Raw genomic sequence first — 20848 nt, 5'->3', positions numbered from 1 at the left:
ATCAGGCACTTCGTCAAATATTTTTTTCCATTCCATCCTCAAAAATACAACCAACAACAATTATATGGCTATTTTTGACCTATGCCCTAAATTAAGATTATTAGGTGCGTTCAACCTGATAAAATAAGGAGTTTTTACAAAGTTAAGCGAAAATCCTTAATTTGTGCCAAATCTGACTCCCTTACCCGTTATGTTGCTCTACTCATTTCTCAAGTTTATTCTTAAGGTGGCGCTTCGCGTATTTTTTCGGCGATTTGAGGTCCACGGTCGTGAAAAATTACGCAATACCAAAGGTCCCTTGCTCTTGGTTTCCAACCATCCCAACACGTTCATGGATCCGTTGATTGCGGCCACACTGATGCCGCAGCGCCTTGCATTTATTGCCAACGGAAGCATTTTTACTAAGTTTACCCGGCCATTTTTTAAGTTTTTTCACGTCATTCCCGTCTACCGCCAAAAAGACACCTCCGACGTTCCTCTCTCTCCTGCCGAATTGAATAAAATGACCTTTAAAAGGTGCTACGACTACCTGAAAGCCAAAGGCAGCATCTTGATTTTTCCCGAGGGTACCAGTGAAATCGAACGTCGACTGCGTGGCATTAAAACGGGCACAGCGCGTATTGCCTTAGGAGCCGAATACGAGAACAATTTTCAATTGGGGATTACAATTTTGCCGATTGGCCTCAACTATTCGGACCCAACGCACTTCCGGAGTGAAGTATTTGTCAACGTAGGCGAGCCGATTTCAGTAAGCGATTTCAAAGAAAAATACAATTCCGATTCGTTTGAGACCGTCGAAGAACTGACTCAATTAATTCAGCAACGGTTGGCCGAAACGGTCATTATTACCGAAGATGAAGAAGAAGACACATTGGTACGACAAGTGGAGACACTTTATAAAAACCAACTTTTTGACGATTTACACCTGAACGATAATGTCAAAAAAGACGAATATGAATTGATAAAACAGTTGGTATCGGCCGTACGGTATTTTGAGAAACATCATCCGGAACAATTGAAATCGTTGCAGGTTAAAATGACCAATTACCTCGAAAACCTGCAAAAACTACACCTTTCCGACGAAATTTTTACTCAAACCCGGCGATTATACAGTCATTTGGGAACCACTCTATTGAAGTTAATCGTTGGCTTCCCCTTTTATACCTGGGGATTATTTACCAATTATGTTCCCTACATTTCACCCTCAAAAATAGCCAACCTTATTTCATCCGATGTGACGTATCGTGCTCCTATCATGATGACGGTGGGGATTATTGCTTTCCCTGTGTTTTATGGATTGGATATTTGGGCCATGCAAACCGCTTTCCAAAACTCGTGGTTGACACTCGCTTTTGCCGTTTCGCTTCCGTTAACCGGGTATTTTGTGCTGTGGTACTGGGACAAAGTCACTCGCCTGAGCCATTTGTGGCAAGCCCTTCGCCTCTTCCGTCAAAAACCAACGCTTATGGAAAGCCTCACCACCGAGCGCACTAAGATTTTCAATTTGCTCGAAGAGGCCAAAACAATTTATTTAAAACGGGAATTTGCTCAATAATGAATAAGCTGCAGTTAAACGCTGCACCGTTACAACCGAACGAGTTTTCACCCTCATTCAATGATTGCATGAAATCTTTTTAAAGAAACTATTCAGTTCTCAAGCGCTGATATACAAAGCCTTGTAACAAGTCTATCATTATCGTTACTGACATCCAAAGTTTGTAATGAAGACATTATTCAGAAGTATAGTACCTATAAAAACAACGTCACCTTCATTCAGATCGGCTCCAACAACGGCAAGCACGGCGACCCGCTTTATGAGTATATTTTAACCAAAAAATGGCGAGGAATTTTGATAGAGCCTATCCCCTATTTATTTGAAGAATTGAAAAAAACTACGCGGAAAATAAGGAGAAACTCCTCTTTGAAAACAGCGCCATAGCCCACGAAAGAGGACAACTGAAATTTTACAGATTGGAAAGAAGTGATTTACCTAACCTGCCGAGATGGTATGAACAATTAGGTTCGTTCAACAAAGAAGTGGTGATGAAACACCGCGTAAGCATCCCTTCTTTTGACGATTTATTGGTGGAAGACACTGTTAACTCCATCACTTTTGACGATTTATTGCAAAAACATTCGTTACCTAAAGTTGATTTAATTCACATTGATACAGAGGGTTACGATTTTGAAATCTTAAAAATGATACCGTTTGCCAACTTGGATGTGGAGTTGGTCATGTTTGAACACATTCATTTGTCCGACTCCGATTATAAAAAGGCGATTCAACTTATGAAAAAGAATGGGTTCAAACTTTGCAGAAAAAAAAGAGACACGATTGATCTCAAAAAAGAATTACCCTTGTTTTAAATCCATACCACTTAGCAATTCATTCAGTACCTCAATTACTCCATTTTCATCATTTGACTTTGCCTTAAAACGAGCCGCTTTTTTGATGTCGGCGTGGGCATTTTCCATGGCGTACGAATAGTAAGCTTGCCCCATCATTTCCAAATCATTGAGGTAGTCGCCAAACACCATCGTTTGTTCGGGCGAGATGCCGTACTTTTGTTGAAGCACTGCCAAGGCTTTTCCTTTATTGGCTAACTTGTGCGACATATCCAGCCATATTCCCGCCGACACTTTGACCTGTATCTGCTCTTCCCACACTTTAAAATGAGGATAACTATTTGTAGCAGAGCCCTCTAAATCACATATACTTATTTTTAAACATTCATCATCGGTTATTTCCAATAAATCATCCACGCGTTCAAAGCGTTCAAAATACTTGGTAAACTGAGCCCAAAATTCAGGTTTATCACTTTCGACGTATGCCTTTTTCTTGCCGCAAAAAATAGCGTAGGCATTCGGAATTTGACGGGCAGTTTGAATGAGTGTTTTGGCAATTTCGTTTTCAAGTGGCTGAAGGTACAATTCTTGGTTTTGATACATGACATAACTCCCATTTTCAGCCACAAAAATGACGTCGTCTTTGAGTGTTTCAAATCGTTTTTCAAGATTAAAAAATTGACGACCGCTTGCTGCTGCAAAACGAATTCCATCGACTTTCAATTTGGCAAAAACGGGGTAAAACAAATCACTTAATTCCCCCTTTGAATTCAGCAACGTACCGTCCATATCGGTTACTACTAACTTAATATCTTTCATTTCTCCTGCGAATGGGTTTTTTCAAAAATGCACAATTTCCTCGGTATGAACGTATTTTTATTGAATATGTACCGGTTTTTAGTCAATAGTTTCCATAATGATCAAGGTGTTATTCAAAACAAACTTATATTGGGCAGAAGACATTCACACCCCTTCTTGCTACTCATTTGAAAAAGACTATTTTTGAGCCTTTGATGCAACGATAATCAAACGACAGTAAGTTAACCGGAAATAACTATGAACGTAACGGCAGGAAGAATTGCAAAAATCGGTCTGATAAGTATTTTTTCACTCACCCTTATTTTTCATCTATTGATACTGACCGGAATCATTCCGTATTCAATGGTGTGGGGCAGGCGCATAAACAGTCAAAGTCAAATGATTGTTTTTGAAACCGTTTCTATCGTGGTCAATGCCTTTTTTCTATTGGTGGTACTGCTCAAATCAGGGTTCTTCAAAGTACGATTGCCCGAAAAAATCGCGAATGGGATTCTTTGGGTGATGGTCATTGTTTTCCTCTTAAATACAGTGGGCAATCTACTGTCTGCCAATTCTTTAGAAAAAATAATTTTTACTCCGATAACCCTCCTGCTTGCTGTTTTCAGCCTTATTTTGGTTTTAAATAAAAAGCCCGTTAAGTGATTTATCGGTTGCGTGAGTTTCCTCGCTCAACACAAGTGATTTTGGCCTTTACATCCAGCCCCTTCGCCTAAAATAAATCAAGAGCCCCACTGCCAACGCAACCATCCCACCAATGGTATAAAAATAGCCGTTAGGATTCCTCAACTCAGGCATATTATCGAAGTTCATACCATAAATTCCTACAATAAACGTCAAAGGCATGAAGACGGCCGAGTAAATCGTGAGGGTTTTCATGACACTGTTCATGCGCGAACTCAGCGTAGAATAATGAATATCAATCAAACCCGTCAATAATTCTCGGTTAGAATCAATGGAATCAATAACATGTGTGACGTGGTCGTGAACATCTCGAAAATACGGAAAAGTGCTCTTACTGATGAGTTTAGAGTTTTCGCGCAACCCATGACTCAGCATATCCCGCAGTGGCCATACGTACTTGCGCATCAGAGTAAGTTGACGTTTGAGATTATACAGTTGGCCAATGGGGTCTCTGTGCTTTCCTGCCAAAATAAGCCCTTCGAGTTCTTCCAATTTCTCGCTCATCCTTTCTAAGATTTCGAGGTAATTGTCCACAATCAAATCTATCAACGAAAACAGCAGATAATCAGCGCCATTGCGTCGGGTTTTGCCCACTGAAGCTTTAATGCGGTCTAAAACCGGCCTAAAAACATCGCCCGTCCGTTTTTCTTGAAAAGAAATTACGTAGTTGGCTCCTAATAAAAAACTGATGTGCTCGGCATTAATTTCTCCTGCTTCGTCCTGCCAATACAGCATTTTTAGAGAAATATACGCGTAACTATCGCCATAAAACTCAATTTTGGGCTTTTGTTTGGTATTCATGACGTCCTCCAAAATCAAGAGATGGATGTTATGAAGTTTTCCTACTGCCTCAATTACCTCTGACTCATGTATACCGTCTATATCCAACCAACTGATGTAGGGCTTTTCGCCCGAAATTTGACAATCTTTGAGGTTTTTAATGGTACGTTGCTCATGGTACTCCTCGTTGTATTCGACGAGTTTAATCGTGGTGTCTTTGGCAACTTCCGGGCCTACATACACCAACGTACCGGGCGAAAGGCCAAAAGTAGAAGAGTTCGATGAAGGGGGTGGAGTCATGTGATTGCCGATTTTTGATATTCGAGCGGTCCGCCGCCGCGGGTCCGATTTTATTTTTGACATGGTCTAACTGTTCATTAGGCGCAACACTTTTTCTACGTCTTCGGGGGTATCAATACAGTGACTTTCGTAAGAAGTGAGCCCCATTTTGATTTTGTAGCCATTTTGTAACCAACGCAATTGTTCCAACGATTCAGCCTTTTCCAAATCTGAAACGGGCAGTTGCGTGATTTTCTCTAAAATATCGGACCGGTACGCATACATTCCGACCTGACGGTAATAGGTATGGTGTTTGTGCCATTCTTTCGGGTCTACACCTTTCAAAAAAGGTAACACCTGACGGCTAAAATAAATGGCTTCAAAATCTTGGTTTACAATCACTTTGGCTTCCCCAACATCAAACAGCACTTCATGGTCACTGACAGGAATCATCTGCGAAGCCAATTCCACACTCCCATCCAACACCGCGCCCAATTCATCAATTTGCTCTGGCGCCACAAAGGGCTCATCACCTTGGATGTTTATGATGTACAGCCCCCTGGCCCCCAATGGGGGAATTATTTGTTCCCCCATTGGGGGCCAGGGACGGTACGCCGCGCGGGCTTGAACTGCTTCCCAACACCGATCCGTTCCGCTTGGATGGTCAGGGTGGGTCAATACAGCTTTGCCACCAAAGGATTGAACATGTTCGAGAATGCGCTCATCATCAGTGGCCACGATGACATCAGACAGGCATTTTGCCTGCGACGCCTGCTCATACACGCGCTGAATCATGCTTTTGCCTTGAATATCAATGAGTGGTTTGCCGGGAAAACGCGTGGAGGCGTAGCGAGCGGGAATAATTCCGATAATCATATTTGCAAAATGTAAATTTGTCCTTTTTCTGTAGTTGGAATAAGGGCAACAATTTTAGGTAGAAGAGGTTGAACAAACTCATATTTAAGATTTGACACATTTAGAATAATGATTGCCAAGTCTATTTGAGATATATTATGCTGATAAGGAATATTTTTGTCAGTAGTGATAAAAACATCAAAGCCATTTTCTACTGCCAGTTTGAGCAATTTTCCATTCTTAATGCTAAGCCAATCCATATCACGAACGGTTAGCACATTTACTCCTGCATCTAAAAGCCTAAACTTAAGTCTTTTAGGAATATTCTCATCTAACAATATTTTCTGCATTGATAATTTGATACGCTTGAAGCAATAAATGCCCGGATTGCTCAATTACAACCAAGGCTTGTTCTTTCGTAACCGCAGGAAAATCTTCCAAATAGGTTTCTAAACTTTCGCCCGTACTTAAATAATCGAAAAGGCTTTTTATCGGGACACGGGTTTGAAAAAATACAGGTTCGCCACTCTGTATTTCAGGATCTATTTGAATGACCGGGTTTTTCATGATGGCTCGCATTGAAGGTAGAATGTAAAGTTACGAAAATGTCGCCAATCCCTCACCCTACATCAAATAACCCAGCTCACGGAGGCGGTTTTTGAATTTGACTTGCTGATTTTGGGCAACCAATACCCGAAAACCTTCGGCTTTGATGACCAACGTTTTCAGGACAGGATCTTGCGCCAACAATCGAATAAGTGTTTGATTAGTAGACGGAATTTGAAAAACCAACAAATCACTGACGGCTCTGAGCGGCTCGGCTTTGACCAATAAATCATCAAAAAAATGGTGCCAATTGGGGGGTAAATGGGGCGCAACCGATTTCTGAAAAAGCGTAATCTTGGACATCAGCTGCGACCGCGATTTGCAATCTTTCAAAAACGTATCGGCCGTCACCCGAAAACGAGTCGAGCTTACGCGCTCGGCGTAATTGGCCAGTACGGTCTCGGCGACGGCATTTTCGGGGTCACAAAAAATGAGCAGCGATTGGTCATCAAAAACCAGTTCCTGCGTCGCTTTATTGACCTTGGGCGTATACTCACCCGCAGGACTGCGCCCGAAAATGTAGGCCCCCAAATCATTGAGCCGCACGCATTTGAGGCCATCGTAACTTGAATAGTAATCCTCTGCAAACGTTCCATTGGGAGCTTCGTACGCAATATCAAGCCAACCCAGAGCCGCCATCAGAAAAAAGCTCGACAATAAAGCGGGACGCTCCACAAAGAAATACGCATTCCCCCCCGAAATATTGAGCTTGTTGGTATGTGAGCCAAACTGAGAAGGTACTTCATAGGCCAAGCTTTGGTATTCGCTCGGCGAAGCGGGCTGCATTTTAAGGTCATGAATTTGGGCGTAAGCCGTCAGGTTTTCTACCGACACCCATTCGTTTTTGGGTAGCCGCTCCATCCACTCAATCAGGGTCTTTTCAGCTTGTCGTTTATAATAATGCAGATTGACGTAACCATGATTTTTGAGGTCGTTGAGCAGGAATAAAATGTTAAAATCCTTGTCAAGTGTTTTGCGAAGCTGTTTCAAAATTTCTAACGAATCAATGTTTATCTGATTCTTTTTTGGTTCATAAGAAGCCAACATTTGCGCCAGACAGGTGGTACGAAGCAACGAAAAGGATTCCTCATCGGGCACAAACTCCCTTACTCCCAAGGTTTTGCGCATTTTCTTAAACGCGGTGGCCGCTACTTTCCCCGAAGTATTGACCGTAATAGCTCCTTGCAACCGATACGCCAGTAACTTTTGGATTTCTTCAAAAATAACCACTTCTCCTTCTTCCCAACGCAGCAGGTTTCCGGGTGGCTCGGAGATGGTTTTAATGTAAAAACTTTCGGGAACGGGATATACACCTCGCAAAAATTCGCGCAAATGCGCCGGCCAAGCAAAAGTGATATTGCCGTTCCAAGACTCAATTTTGTGCGGCAAAGCTTTAAACACCTGACTGATTTCGACAGAGCTATCGTAATAAGATGAACTTTTCTTCTTCGTGGTAGGAATTCCTATCAAATCACTTAATATCTCGGCTTTGGCTTCTGAAATCCACGTCAATTGCTCAAACGCCTTTTGCAAAGCTTCGGGCAGTTCGGCATGAAACTTCCGCATCACCTCGGGTTTACTGAAAATCACCGCCACACTCCACACCAATTTAGCCTTAGGAGCGGTATTGATATCTATTTTGTTCACCAAATCATAAGGCAACTTCAAATTCAGTGACTCTAACCAATTTTTATTGGCATTGACCATTTTACGGACATACTTCGCCAATTCAACCAACCCTTCTTTAAAATAATGATTGTCTATATCGCTGATAATATCCTCCTTCAATGGGCAGCCCGATTGTCGTAGGTACTGCTTTGCCACATCGCTCGCAATGGTATTACGGCTTTTTTGGTTGCTCGTGCCGTTTTTTATGAGTAGCTCAATAAGTTCTATAAGTTCGGCTTGTGTCATTTTAAATCTGCAATTTTAATTCTTTAACTACCCCAACATAAAGGCAATATCGGCCTCACTGAACGATTTCAACGAGGCGGCATCCGAAGAAATAATGGCGTTGAGCAGTTCGGCTTTCTTTTCCTGTAACTGCATGATTTTCTCTTCGATGGTTCCCTGCGTAATCATCTTATAGGCCATCACTTTCTTGGTTTGTCCAATGCGGTGCGTACGGTCTATGGCCTGATTTTCGGCGGCTTTGTTCCACCAAGGATCAAAAACAAACACCATATCGGCAGCAGTGAGGTTCAGGCCTGTTCCGCCCGTTTTGAGGGTCATCAAAAACACCTTGCAATTGGTATCATTCTGAAAACGCTCCACCAACCGCTGCCGGTCACGGGTAGAGCCGCTCATGCTCACGTAGTCGATACCCTGCGCATCAAGCTGCTCACCGATGCGCTCAAGGGCGTTAAGGAAATTAACAAACACCAACATTTTATGGCCGTTGGCGGCGGCGTCTGAAAGTTGTTCTATTAAGGTTTCGATTTTGGGCGACTCCATCGGACGGTCGGCTTTGGCTTCGGGCACACTGGCAATTTGGCGCAACTCATTGAATGCCTGAAAGATAAAGAATTGACTCTGCTCCAACCCTTTCTCGGCAATTTGTCGCTCAATGTTATCTTTGTAAAAACGACGACGTTGTTCATAAAACAGCCGCTGCTCTTCCGACATCTCCACGTACAGCACCTGCTCTATTTTATCGGGGAGTTCGGTCAACACATTTTTCTTCAAACGCCGCAGGATAAAAGGGTATATTTTCTTGCGTAATTCTTGAATCACGTCCGGGTCGTTATGTTTTTGGATGGGTGTCAGGTAATGCTGATTGAACGCCTCCGCCGTGCCAAACATGGCAGGATTCAGGAACCGAAACAGCGAATACAGCTCCGACAGGTTGTTTTCGATGGGCGTACCACTCAAGGCCAAGCGGTGGTCGGCTTTGAGCAACACCACCGCTCGACTGGCCTGCGATTGGAGATTCTTGATGTTTTGAGATTCGTCCAATACCACGTAGAAAAACTCCTTCTTCTGAAACTTTTCAATGTCGTTGCGGAGCAGGGCGTAGGTCGTAAAAATCAGGTGATGCTTACAAGCTTCGTCCAAATCGCGGGTATCGGCATAATAGGTGTAAGTAGTCAGATTGGGGTTAAAACGTTCGATTTCTTTTTGCCAGTTGAACAACAAACTTTTAGGCATCACTACCAGCGTAGATTTAGCTTGCTTAGGATAAAACCGCGATAGCAACGTAATCGTTTGCAGGGTTTTGCCCAAGCCCATGTCGTCGGCCAAGCAGCCGTTGAGCTTACTTTCCTGTAAATATTCCAACCACTGCACACCGCGCTGTTGATACGGTCGCAAGGTAGCGTTGACTTTGGCCGTTTTCGGTTTTTGGTTGGCCAACTGATTGAGTCCTTCAAAGAAGGAACGCGATTTTTTGAGGGTAGCTTCGGCTACGGCACTTTCGAGAAGTTCTTCTACCAACGGCAAATCAAAAAACGAAAGTTGCACTTTGTCTTTCTTAGCCTTCTTAAACAGACGTTCCAGCTTTTGGATATACGACTCATTCACCAGCGCGTGACTGCCATCGGTAAGTTGAATGTAGCGTTGTTGGCGGTATTGCCTGATGACTTCAAACAGCCCCAAACGCTCTTCGCCAAAGCTGATGGTGGCATCTCCTTCCAGAAAATCAATGCCGTGATTGAGGCTCAAATCCAAGCGCGGCGGATGGGTGCTGATTTTGTATTGCTTGAGCTTTTCGGCCCCAAAAAGCTGAAAGGTTTCGAGCAAATTGGGCAATTCCTGATAAATAAAACTGCCCGCAATTTCGCGGGGAATGACGAATAAATTACCTTCCACGATGTATTGCCCCGACGATTTACGACGGCCTTTTTCCTTGGGAACGTGCTTTTCGACCAGTTTTTCGATGGTTTGAATCAGTAAATCAAGCGATTGACGCTCAATGACGCGTACGTAAATCGTCCGTTCCAATTCATTTATATCGGCGTAGCGATAGAGTTCAAACTCTTCCAAAAAGTCAGTATCCGTTTGGGGAAGTTGTTGGGCTACGCGGATGTACAGCGAATCGTCGGCGTCAATTTTTTCAAAAATCAAACAGGGTGAGGCAACGATGGGATCGGCCGCTTTAAGTTGAAAATCTTCGTACTCCACCCGCACATTTTCCAAATACGACAACGCCAACGACAGGTATTTGGTCAATTCGGAAGGCAGCAACTCCGTGTCAAACAAAGGAATACGGTTAAACGCAGGCCCCACTTCATTGATTTCAATAACTCGCCCGTTCGACAGCGCGTATCGTTCGTTCAGCAATAAAAAATCTTCTTCATAACTGCCTTCCACTAGCAATCGCACGCGCGATTCAAATTTTTTGGGGTCCTGTTTTTGGATTTGAAGGTGTAATTCGCCCCGTAAATCTGTAAATACCACGGGTTTATGACGCTCATCAATCACGTCGGAACACTGCCGAACGTATTCGAGTAAGTAGTCGTATTGGTGCAGATAAAGCTGCGAAGAAGGATTTTCCCAATCAATCACAAACTCATTGCGTTCATGGATTTGCTGAATTGCCCTTACTAAATTGCGCAATGTCCCGCTATAGGACTGATAATCAGGCGTAACTATCTCATTTTTAGCGTTAAGAAGCTGAACGTACGCCCCATTTTCATCAAAGCAAAGCTGCACACTAATACTCTCTTTTTTGCCTGACGTTGAGGCAACTGCCAATGCTTTGGATTTACGAAATTGTTCAAAAAGCGAATTGCTCATTTTTTAGTGGAAAAGTTATTTGTATATCTGTAATCCGTGTATCCGTTTTCCGTGTATCTGTTATCCATTATCCACTTTTCCTTTTTCCATTTCTTCATACAATTCCTTCCAAAAAGCAGTTTGGTCAAAAACAGCGTTAGGGTCTTTTTTGAGTCGTTGGCGGTGGTGGTGAATTTGTTGAATGAATCCCGTGGCCGTAACAGCGTGATTCTCAATAATATCTTCCAAATCAATTAAATCATACACATTTACCCAATCGTCATCTATCAGGATTTCGAGGGTAGGATTTAGCAAATAATGCCCTTGGCGAAGCCTGACAAAAAGTTTCTTATTGTATTTATCTGTACCCAAGACTTCATTTTTACCCAAAATACTGCTCAAATACGCCCGTTTACGGCGGTACTCGGGAATCACCTGCTCAGAAAGGCCTTCGTAAAAGCTCAGGAAATCTTTGGTTTGGAAAGTGGGCATATCTTGGTCTGTGCCGTAAAACCACTGTTTGTTTCCAGTGCCTTTAATCAGATGCGGACGCAAGACTGCCAACATAAAATTGAGCATCACAAACTCTGCTTGATGATTATCGACTTTGATAAGGCGATTGTCCACTTTTACCCGAATGGCATCTCCTTTGAGTAATGAATAAAGACGGTTAATGGTTTTGGCTTTGAGCGTGGCATCGGCATAGACCTTCAGCATCACTATTTGGAGCGCATTGCGGCCATAGCTGTCGGTCAGGTGCGTATTAGTCCCGTTCTCGGCTAAATATTTCAGAATGTTTTCAGCCCCGTAATTGATTGCCAACATAAACGGTGTCAAATTGAGTTCATTCCGAAAATCTACGCCGTAGCGTTGGAGTTTGGGCTGCAACAATTTTAAGTTGTCGGCGGCATATTCCGAAAACATGCGTTTCAAAATGCCTTTCCCTTCCTGTTCCCAACGCTCGGCAGGGCGGTATTTGAGAGCTTTGAGTTTGTCAAAGTAACTCGTCTCATTGTAATACAGCGCATACTCAAAGAGACAATCTTTGGCTTTTTTGTTAAAACTTTCGGGATTCAGCGCCTGAGTGATTACATCATGCAGTTTGGCGCGGGTGGTTACCTCCCATGGCACGGGTTGCACATTCAATATCTGTTGGCGAATGGCATCGGCCTGTTCCTGTTTGCCCTGCATTTCGAGACGGCGGGCTTCGCGCTGCCATTCTTCCTGACTGGAGGCTTGGTCTTTGAGTGAGGTTTGTTGCTTAAAATTAGTCAACCCAAGCAGTTGAAGCAAATCGTGTTTTTTGTTGGATTCGACCACGTACAGATTTTTGACGGCTCGGGTCATGCCTACGTAGAGGGCGTTCACGTAAAATTTAAACTCGTCCAACGACTTATCAGATTTGTCTTTTCCGCGCGAAAATTTGATATTTTCTACCTGCAAATCTTCACTTGAAACGCCGTTGGTCAACTCCCTGAATTCTTTGTCGTAGTTGGAAATGACATTATACAAAATGATATTTTCGTACTCCAATCCTTTGGCTTCCTGCACCGAAAACAACAGCGGTGTTTGGAAAAACCGTTTGGCTTCCGCTTTGTCTTCGTTGCGCAATACCAACACCGCAAAATTGGCCGAACGCTTGGTTTTTTGATTGAGATCGGCGTTGATTTTGGGTTGATTTTCCAAAAACTCCACCACACCGGCGTGGGTAGAATTGGGTTTTACTAAGTAGGTACTTTCTTTGTCAATGGAACCGAAACGGGCATTTTTGATCAATAAAAGTTGATTGGCAATGTTGGTTACTTCGGGGGTGTTGCGGTAGTTGGTCGCCAATACCCGAATGATATTGCCCCGCAAATCCTGTTTGTAAAACAAGCTTTTTACCTGCGACCAGGAGAAGAAATTAGGGTGAACAATCTGGTTGGAGTCACCGCACAAAATAAAATTAGTAGAAATATGCAGCGATTTTAGAATCGAGGCCAATTGTACATTGGTAATATCCTGGACTTCGTCAATGACCACAAAATCGTACTGGGATTCAATGCGTTGGAGTAAGTGATAAGCCACCATATTGCTGTCAAAATAGCTACTCGTAGGCAACCAATCCAGGTATTTTTTGAACAAATCATACACCGAATCGCGCTCCGAAGCCGAAAAAATAGACTGCTTGATGCCCAAATTTTGATAATCATCAGCGGTTAAATACAGTTTTTCGACAATAGAACCCGTCAATACGCCCTTAAATTCTTCAAATAGCTTGTAGGTATCTTTGATTTTATGGCTCTGACGATAGCGGCTCGCCCATTGGTCAAATGCCCTAAAATCCAACTCCTTGCCTACGGGTACTTCAAACGTCGAGAGGTATTCATTAAAGGACAGAAAGTCAATTTCCTGTTTGGAATTTTCATAACCAAACGAATAATACAGGTTTTGAGCATTTTCGACCAAATACGGGGAAAGTGTCGTGTAAAGGACACGCCCTATGAGGGTCTTGGCTTTTTCGAGGGTAAGTGCGGTTTTGCCACTTCCAGCCGAACCAATGACGATGGTAGGCGTTGGCAAGTTGAGAATGTCGGCTTGGGTATCGTCAAACGACAAAATCTTGTCTAAGATATGAAATGACTTGCGGTTGGGATTGACGTAGCCTACGGGCATAAGGTCGGCAGGCTGGAGATTTTGTTCCGATACCACCGCTACCAATTTACTATCGTCGATGAGCGCCCCATTCAAAAACCGTGATTTATCGTAGGCGTGATTGAGGATAACTTCGAGAAGTAATACGTATTTTTGACCATTGAAGAGTCCTATTTTGAATAATAAGCGGTTGGTATCGTCCAACTTGGCGCGATAAAATCCTGCATTCGGCATTTTTTTTACATCGGCCGACCGAAAATCCCCTGCTTGCAGATACGCAACCGTTTTATCGAATTGTTTTTGTAATTTGTGGTATTCTAAGCCGTTGTAAAAAAGTAAATTCATTAGTCAACCTGTTAGTTTTTTCCGTGAACCTCTGTAGTTATTTTATGAGTCGAAACCCATCACATACTTCAAGGCTTTTTCCTCAAAAATAACAATTTCACCCCCAAAACCCAAAAGTCATCGAAAAGCAGTAATTTTGCGCCCTATTTTGTAACCGTTATCTGTTGAATTGTTAATAGTTATCCGTTGAAGCTATCATCAATCCTCGAATAACGAATAACCGATATACTGATAACAGAAAAAAATGGAATACAATCACCGCGAAATTGAAAAAAAATGGCAGCAGTTTTGGGAAGAAAACCAAACCTACAAGACTGAAATTGACCACAGTAAACCCAAGTATTACGTCCTCGACATGTTTCCTTACCCTTCAGGAGCGGGTTTGCACGTAGGACATCCACTGGGTTACATCGCTTCTGACATTATTTCGCGTTATAAAAAACTCAAAGGGTTTAATGTGTTGCACCCCATGGGCTTCGACAGCTTTGGGCTTCCTGCCGAGCAATACGCCATCCAAACGGGTCAGCACCCAGCCATTACGACCGAAGAAAACATCAACACGTTCATCAGTCAGTTGAAAAACATTGGCTTTAGCTACGACTGGAGCCGCGAAATCCGTACGTCTGACCCCAATTTTTACAAATGGACGCAATGGATTTTCATGCAGTTATTCAACCACTACTACGACAAAAGCGCTGACAAAGCACTGCCCATAAGCCACTTAACGGCTCAGTTCTCAACAGGAGGCTCTGCTGCCGTTAACGCCGTTTGCGATGAAGATGTCATCGAATTTTCGGCCGAAGAATGGAAAGCAATGAGCGAAAAAGAACAACAGTTAGTGTTGTTAAAATACCGCTTTACTTTCCCCGAAGAATCCTACGTCAACTGGTGCCCGGGTTTGGGAACCGTACTATCCAACGACGAAGTAAAAGACGGTGTTTCGGAACGCGGCGGTTTTCCGGTAGAGCGTAAATTGATGAAACAGTGGGCCATGCGCATCACTGCTTACGCCGACCGTTTATTGTCCGGTTTGGACACCATCGACTGGCCCGAACCTCTGAAAGAACAGCAACGCAACTGGATAGGCCGCTCGCAGGGAGCTTCTGTCAAATTTGCGATTGCTGATTTGCGATTGCCGAATGATTCCCAAAATCGACAATCGACAATCAAAAATCAAAAATCTATCGAGGTTTTCACCACTCGCGTAGATACCATTTACGGTGTGAGTTTTATGGTATTGGCTCCTGAGCACGAATGGGCCATGGAATTGACTACCCCTGAGCAAAAAGATGCTGTAGAAGCCTATATCAAATGGGCGGCAAGTCGCAGCGAAGTGGATAGGATGGCCGAAAAGAAAGTGACGGGCGTGTTTACGGGAAGCTATTGCATCAATCCGTTGAGTGAAGAAAAAGTACCTATTTTCTTAGCCGATTACGTATTGGCGGGCTACGGAACGGGCGCCGTAATGGGCGTTCCTTCGGGTGACCAACGTGACTGGAATTTTGCGACTCATTTTGAGTTACCAATCCTTCCGATTTTGGACAGCCAAAAAGACATTGATCAACAAGCCGACAACACCAAAGAAGGCCGTTACATCAATTCCGGTATTATCAATGGCATGACGTACAAAGAAGGGACCGATACATTGACCAAATGGTTGGAAGAGCGAAAAGTGGGCAAAGGAAAAGTGCAGTATCGCCTTCGCAATGCCGTTTTCAGTCGCCAACGCTACTGGGGTGAACCCGTACCTGCCTACTTCAAAGACGGTGTTCCTTACCTGATTGATGAAGCTGATTTACCGTTGGAATTACCTAAAATTGACAAATACCTACCCACCGAAACGGGCGAACCACCATTGGGTCGTGCGGAAAACTGGACGTACAAGCCAGCCCCCAAACCCCCAATGGGTGCTTTAGATACCCCTCCCCTATTGGGGGAGGCTGGGTGGGGGCTGGAACTCAGCACCATGCCGGGTTGGGCGGGCTCATCTTGGTATTGGTACCGCTACATGGACCCTCAAAACAACGGCACTTTTGCTTCCAAAGAAGCGATTGATTACTGGCAGCGCATCGATTTTTACTTGGGTGGTTCTGAGCACGCTACCGGGCACTTATTGTACAGTCGTTTTTGGAATAAATTCCTGAAAGATCTGGGATTGGTTCCCGAAGAAGAATTCGCGGCTAAATTGGTCAATCAAGGCATGATTCAGGGACGCAGCAATTTTGTGTATCGCCTGAAATCATCGGAAGGCGAAGGTAAAAAGCCTGTTTTTGTTTCACATGGCTTAAAAGAACAATACGAAGTCACTCAGCTTCACGTAGATGTCAACATAGTTGAAAATGATGTGTTAAATACAGAAGCATTCAAGCAGTGGCGCTCTTATTACAATGAGTCTGAGTTTATTCTGGAAGAAAGCGGCCCTGCCAAAGGCAAGTATGTATGTGGATTTGCGGTTGAAAAAATGTCCAAAAGGCTTTACAACGTTGTCAATCCGGACGATGTAGTAGCTCGCTACGGGGCCGATACCTTGCGTTTATACGAAATGTTCTTAGGGCCATTGACCGATGCCAAACCTTGGAACACCAACGGTATCAGCGGTACGTCCAACTTCCTGCGTAAATTCTGGCGGTTGTTTTTTGACGACCAAACGGGTAAACAAAAATGGGTAGATGCCGAGCCGACAGCGGATGAATTGAAGGTATTGCACCGCACCATCAGACGCGTGGAAGACGATATTGACCGTTATTCTTTCAATACGGTTGTCTCTACGTTTATGATTGCGGTCAATGATTTGAGCGATTTGAAATGTCACAAAAAAGCAATTTTGAATGATATGGTGATTTTGTTGTCGCCGTACGCTCCGCACATTTCCGAAGAGTTGTGGGTAGCGCTTGGTAACGAAGAGGGCACGATTTCAAGCGCTCCATTCCCAAAATTTGAACCTAAGTACTTGGTAGAAAGCTCGTTTGAATACCCCATTCAAATCAATGGCAAAGTACGCGCCAACATTCCGTTCCCCATAGATATGTCCAAAGAAGACATCGAACAGGGAGTTTTGGCGAATGAAACCGTTCAAAAATGGCTGGAAGGCAATACGCCCAAGAAAGTGGTAGTGGTGCCGAAGCGTATTGTGAATGTAGTTTTGTAACGAAAACGTCAGCACGAGAACGTCGGCAAGGTCTGGGCGACCCCGTTCAAAACCTCGCCGACGTTTTTTTATCCCAACTTCACTAATTCCCTCAAATCCTTATTTGACAAATCGCCGAGCCACGTTTCTCCATCGGTAACCGTAAGGTTGGCGAGTTCGCGTTTATTCTGAATGAGTTTATTGATCTTTTCTTCAAAACTGTTCTGCGTAATGAAACGGTGCACCAGCACGTTTTTGGTCTGACCAATCCGAAACGCCCGGTCAGTGGCTTGTGCCTCCACCGCAGGATTCCACCACAAATCGTAGTGAATCACGTTGTTAGCCGCGGTTAGATTCAAACCAGTCCCCCCTGCTTTTAGCGATAAAATCAGGATACGCGTAGAACGATTGTTCTGAAAATCTTCGACCATTTCGTCACGGTTTTTGCGACTCACTCCCCCGTGTAAAAAAGGCACTTCCAGCTGCATTTGCTCCTGAAACATCGTTTGTAACAGCGTTCCCATTTCTTCGTATTGGGTAAATAGGAGCGTTTTTTCGCCATTTTCAAGGATTTGCCGAATCAAATCAAGCAGTAAAAGTGTCTTACCCGATGCTTCGGGCTGAGCGCCTCCTTTTTTGAGGTAGTGCGTTGGATGGTTACAAATTTGCTTGAGGGCGGTCATCATTTTAAAAATCAACCCACTTCGCTTAAATCCGTCTTTTTGGCCTTCAATACCGCGCAAGGCTTGGTCTACCACACTTTGATACAGAGCTGCCTGTTCATTGGTGAGCGTGCAAGCTTGGTCGATTTCAATTTTGTCGGGCAGGTCTTGAATGATTTTCTTATCGGTTTTGACCCTCCTTAAAATAAACGGTTCCGTTACTCGCTTAAACTTGTCCAGCGCGTGTTGGTCGCGGTCTATCTCGATGGGGATGGCATAATCACTCACAAATTTTTTCAGACTGCCGAGGTAGCCTTTGTTGGCAAAATCAAAAATAGACCAGTATTCCGCCATGCGGTTCTCGACGGGAGTTCCGCTCATGGCAATTTTGATGCCCGACTTCATTTTTTTGACGGCCTTGGTTTGCGCTGTGTTGGGGTTTTTGATGTTTTGGGCTTCATCTATCACCATCACTGACCATCTCTGTTTGCTCAACGATTCTTCCTCGCTTCGAATCACTCCGTAAGTGGTTAGCAAAATATCGGCTTCGTTGAGTTGGGGCAAGCTACGCCCGGGGCCGTGGTAGAGATGCAGTCGCAGTTCAGGAGCAAACTTTGCGATTTCTTTAGACCAGTTGGTCAGCAGTGTGGTGGGAACAACTATTAAGCCTTTGATTTTCTTGAATGCCCCCTCCTGTTTCATTTTCAGGAGGGCAGTAATTACTTGCAGGGTTTTTCCCAGTCCCATGTCATCCGCAATGAGGCTTCCCATCCCGAGGCGAGCGTTTTTGTACAGCCATTCATAGCCACGCTGCTGGTAAGGGCGCAGGTTGGCGGTAAGGCGTTCAGGCAAAGGCACGGCTTCATTTTTTAGCAACTCCTTCATCCACTTTTGCGCTGATTTAGTGAGTGTTACGCCCGTGCCATTATACTCTTCGGTAAGTGCGGTTTGCAGTAAATCATTGCTGTCAAGAGCAGGAGGGTTTTTGAGCTTTTCGAGTAGCGTTTTGATTTCTTTTTCGTCAAAATACGCATACTGGTCTTTAATTTTGACCAACCCTTTGTAGTTTTCGACCATCCTCCCAAACGTTGCGCTGTCAATGTGTTCATCGCCAACCGCCACTTCCCAGCGAAATTTGAGCATGGTTTCCAAACTAATCACCGACGAAGCGGCCACTTTCCCGTCTTCTTCGCTGTCGAGCGTCATCGAAAGTTGCGGGCGAAGCAATTTTTGTAACGCCTTGGGCAATTGAATTTTGATGCCGAAAAGTCGGATTGTAGGCAGTATTTTGAGGAGTATTTCGGTAAAATTCTCTGAATTAAACAACAGCGGTTCAGTTCCTTTTCCAGCAATCAGGCGATTGAGTTGCGGAAAATGCTCCGCCATCATGGAAAGGTCACGCATCACTCCCATTCGTACCGGGGCATATTCGCGTTCTTCCATGAAGGTTTCGAGCGGAATAAGCGCAGCTAATTCTGACTTTTTGTTTTCGACCAATACGTTTACTCGAAAGCCTTCTTCCAACTCTTCCACTTGCAACACAGGCACAAAATCGCGGTGAGCAATGAAAAATTTATTCAACCACAACTGTACACTGTTTGGTATTTCACGCGACTCAAAACCTCCGAAATAAACCATTGAATTTCGGAAGAACAGGTCATCGGTATCGGTGGCTTTGTAGTCAAAGTAGTCATTGAATTGCCGTACGCGCTCCGTCAAAATGAGCGAACATACCGCATTGATAAAATCGCTTTCGATGGGAATAAATATATCACGTTTTCCGATTTTATAGTAGAGGATTTCAGGGGGTAAAACTGCCCTGACTTGGTTCGATAAGGTAGCAACTTGCTCGTTCAGAGTAGCCGGTATCCAGCGAACCAAGTGGTATTCTTTTTTGAGTTTTGCTCGCACTAATTGTGGAACAATCGCCCCGCGTTCGAGCAGTTTATTTGCCAAAAGGTTCAGAAAATACAGCCCTTTGAGCGTAGGAGAAAGTTGGGGTAACTGCGCCGAAGGCAGGCGATGAATCCAATCAACAAGCTTGGGAAGTTCGTCAAATTGAAATACAATCCGCTCGCGGGTGTCGCGGAAATTGGCCTGCAAAAAGCCCATCGCCTCGTCCATGATAATATCCGCACTTTCTACAGCATCCAAATCTTTGTCATAATCCTGCTCGCGGGGTTCGTCGGCGATGACTAACGCACGAGCTTTTTTGGCGGTTTCGGTATAAAATTTTTGTAAAACCTGCTTAAAATTGCCCGTTCGATAAAACAGCGGATTATCACCCAGTAACGACAGTAAACTCTCCGACACGTCGGGAAGAATCGAAAAGTCAATTGCGTCGTAGAGGGTTGCATCGGGTTGAAAATCAGTCTCTTCGGACCCCTCAAACGGTTGACGCAAATCAGCCACGTCGAGTGTTTCTACGTTTTTTTGGTCGGACGAGGCAAAACCCAAGGCTTCCAGACTTTTGAATAAGTCAAAATCGCGAAGTTCAAAAATCAGGAAAGGGTTCTTGTCAATTTCATTGGCCACCAAATACAACACAGCAGCGCGGTGTTTGCAGGGGTCGCCCCAATCGGGGCAGGAGCAATCGGAATGAAAGGCATCCCACGAGCGCGGAAACAGAGAAATGCCTTTGCGTTCGCAATCGTTATACAGTTCCGAAGGCAACTGACGATTCAGCAATTGCGTCAAATACAGCGGATTGTCGGTAATTAAGCTTACCAGCCGAGCCTTATCAGAAGAAGAAAGCGGCTCAATTTTGAACGCTATTTTGTAGGGTCTGGGCGATGTCCCTTTCACCCGAGCGGCAATTTTGTTGCCCTCAAAAGCGATACTTTGTACCGAGCCGTTGTTGGCGTAGGTGCGCCCCCGCGCCAATCGTCCACTTTGATCCAATCCTTCCAACACCTTGATCCACTGTTGTCCCCACCAAGTTTGCCCAAATGCGCTTTTCCGTTGCAATGCCATTCGTTATGCTATTTTTGGCAAAAATAAC

13 protein-coding genes are annotated in these 20848 nt (G+C 44.1%); 4 read left to right on the top strand and 9 right to left on the bottom strand.

The features are described 5' to 3' along the window. Positions 1-163: 163 nt before the first annotated feature. Positions 164-1555: a lysophospholipid acyltransferase family protein gene (locus Q0081_RS10085; protein ID WP_298352261.1), complete on the top strand. Its 1392-nt coding sequence runs from the start codon at positions 164-166 to the stop codon at positions 1553-1555. A 326-nt stretch (positions 1556-1881) separates the two neighbouring features. Further along, positions 1882-2367, top strand: coding sequence for an FkbM family methyltransferase (locus Q0081_RS10080; RefSeq protein ID WP_298352265.1), 486 nt, complete (start codon positions 1882-1884; stop codon positions 2365-2367). Here the strand turns inward: Q0081_RS10080 and Q0081_RS10075 are convergent. After that, a complete protein-coding gene (locus Q0081_RS10075) occupies positions 2353-3165 on the bottom strand; it encodes an HAD family hydrolase (RefSeq protein WP_298352258.1) in 813 nt (270 codons plus the stop codon). The two genes, Q0081_RS10080 and Q0081_RS10075, sit on opposite strands and share 15 nt — an antisense overlap. Positions 3166-3402: 237 nt before the next feature. Here Q0081_RS10075 and Q0081_RS10070 point away from each other — a divergent pair, with 237 nt between their 5' ends. Beyond that, positions 3403-3807, top strand: coding sequence for a hypothetical protein (locus Q0081_RS10070; protein WP_298352255.1), 405 nt, complete (start codon positions 3403-3405; stop codon positions 3805-3807). A 48-nt stretch (positions 3808-3855) separates the two neighbouring features. Here Q0081_RS10070 and corA read toward each other — a convergent pair whose 3' ends face one another. Genes corA through Q0081_RS10035 form a run of 7 tightly spaced genes read right to left on the bottom strand, consistent with a single transcriptional unit; the run spans position 3856 to position 14058 of the window. Then, the gene (gene corA, locus Q0081_RS10065; RefSeq protein ID WP_310586488.1) at positions 3856-4989 is read right to left on the bottom strand and encodes a magnesium/cobalt transporter CorA; all 1134 of its coding nucleotides are present in this window, start codon (positions 4987-4989) and stop codon (positions 3856-3858) included. A 3-nt stretch (positions 4990-4992) separates the two neighbouring features. Beyond that, positions 4993-5781: a 3-deoxy-manno-octulosonate cytidylyltransferase gene (locus Q0081_RS10060; RefSeq protein ID WP_298352252.1), complete on the bottom strand. Its 789-nt coding sequence runs from the start codon at positions 5779-5781 to the stop codon at positions 4993-4995. Further along, entirely contained in the window at positions 5778-6110 is a 333-nt protein-coding gene (locus Q0081_RS10055; protein WP_298352249.1) for a DUF5615 family PIN-like protein, read from the bottom strand. Before Q0081_RS10055 ends, Q0081_RS10060 begins: the two co-directional genes overlap by 4 nt. Beyond that, complete coding sequence (locus Q0081_RS10050) at positions 6088-6327, bottom strand: DUF433 domain-containing protein (RefSeq protein ID WP_298352247.1); 240 nt, start codon at positions 6325-6327, stop codon at positions 6088-6090. The genes Q0081_RS10055 and Q0081_RS10050 overlap by 23 nt, the downstream gene beginning before the upstream one ends. 57 nt (positions 6328-6384) lie before the next feature. Next, entirely contained in the window at positions 6385-8280 is a 1896-nt protein-coding gene (locus Q0081_RS10045) for a hypothetical protein (protein WP_298352244.1), read from the bottom strand. A gap of 27 nt (positions 8281-8307) precedes the next feature. Next, complete coding sequence (locus Q0081_RS10040; protein ID WP_298352242.1) at positions 8308-11100, bottom strand: DEAD/DEAH box helicase; 2793 nt, start codon at positions 11098-11100, stop codon at positions 8308-8310. 60 nt (positions 11101-11160) lie between these two features. After that, positions 11161-14058: a UvrD-helicase domain-containing protein gene (locus Q0081_RS10035; RefSeq protein WP_298352239.1), complete on the bottom strand. Its 2898-nt coding sequence runs from the start codon at positions 14056-14058 to the stop codon at positions 11161-11163. 244 nt (positions 14059-14302) lie between these two features. On the opposite strand from Q0081_RS10035, the gene leuS reads away from it, so the two are divergent. After that, the gene (leuS, locus tag Q0081_RS10030; RefSeq protein ID WP_298352236.1) at positions 14303-17206 is read left to right on the top strand and encodes a leucine--tRNA ligase; all 2904 of its coding nucleotides are present in this window, start codon (positions 14303-14305) and stop codon (positions 17204-17206) included. Positions 17207-17274: 68 nt separating this feature from the next. Here the strand turns inward: leuS and Q0081_RS10025 are convergent, their stop codons facing one another. Next, positions 17275-20820 carry a DEAD/DEAH box helicase gene (locus Q0081_RS10025; protein WP_298352233.1) on the bottom strand — a complete coding sequence of 1182 codons (3546 nt, stop codon included), beginning with the start codon at positions 20818-20820 and terminating at the stop codon, positions 17275-17277. Positions 20821-20848 lie beyond the last annotated feature (28 nt).

The organism is Runella sp. (assembly GCF_027484545.1).
Lineage (GTDB): Bacteria > Bacteroidota > Bacteroidia > Cytophagales > Spirosomataceae > Runella.
Note: the sequence above shows the minus strand (reverse complement) of the source record. Positions and strands in the feature narration are given on the sequence as shown.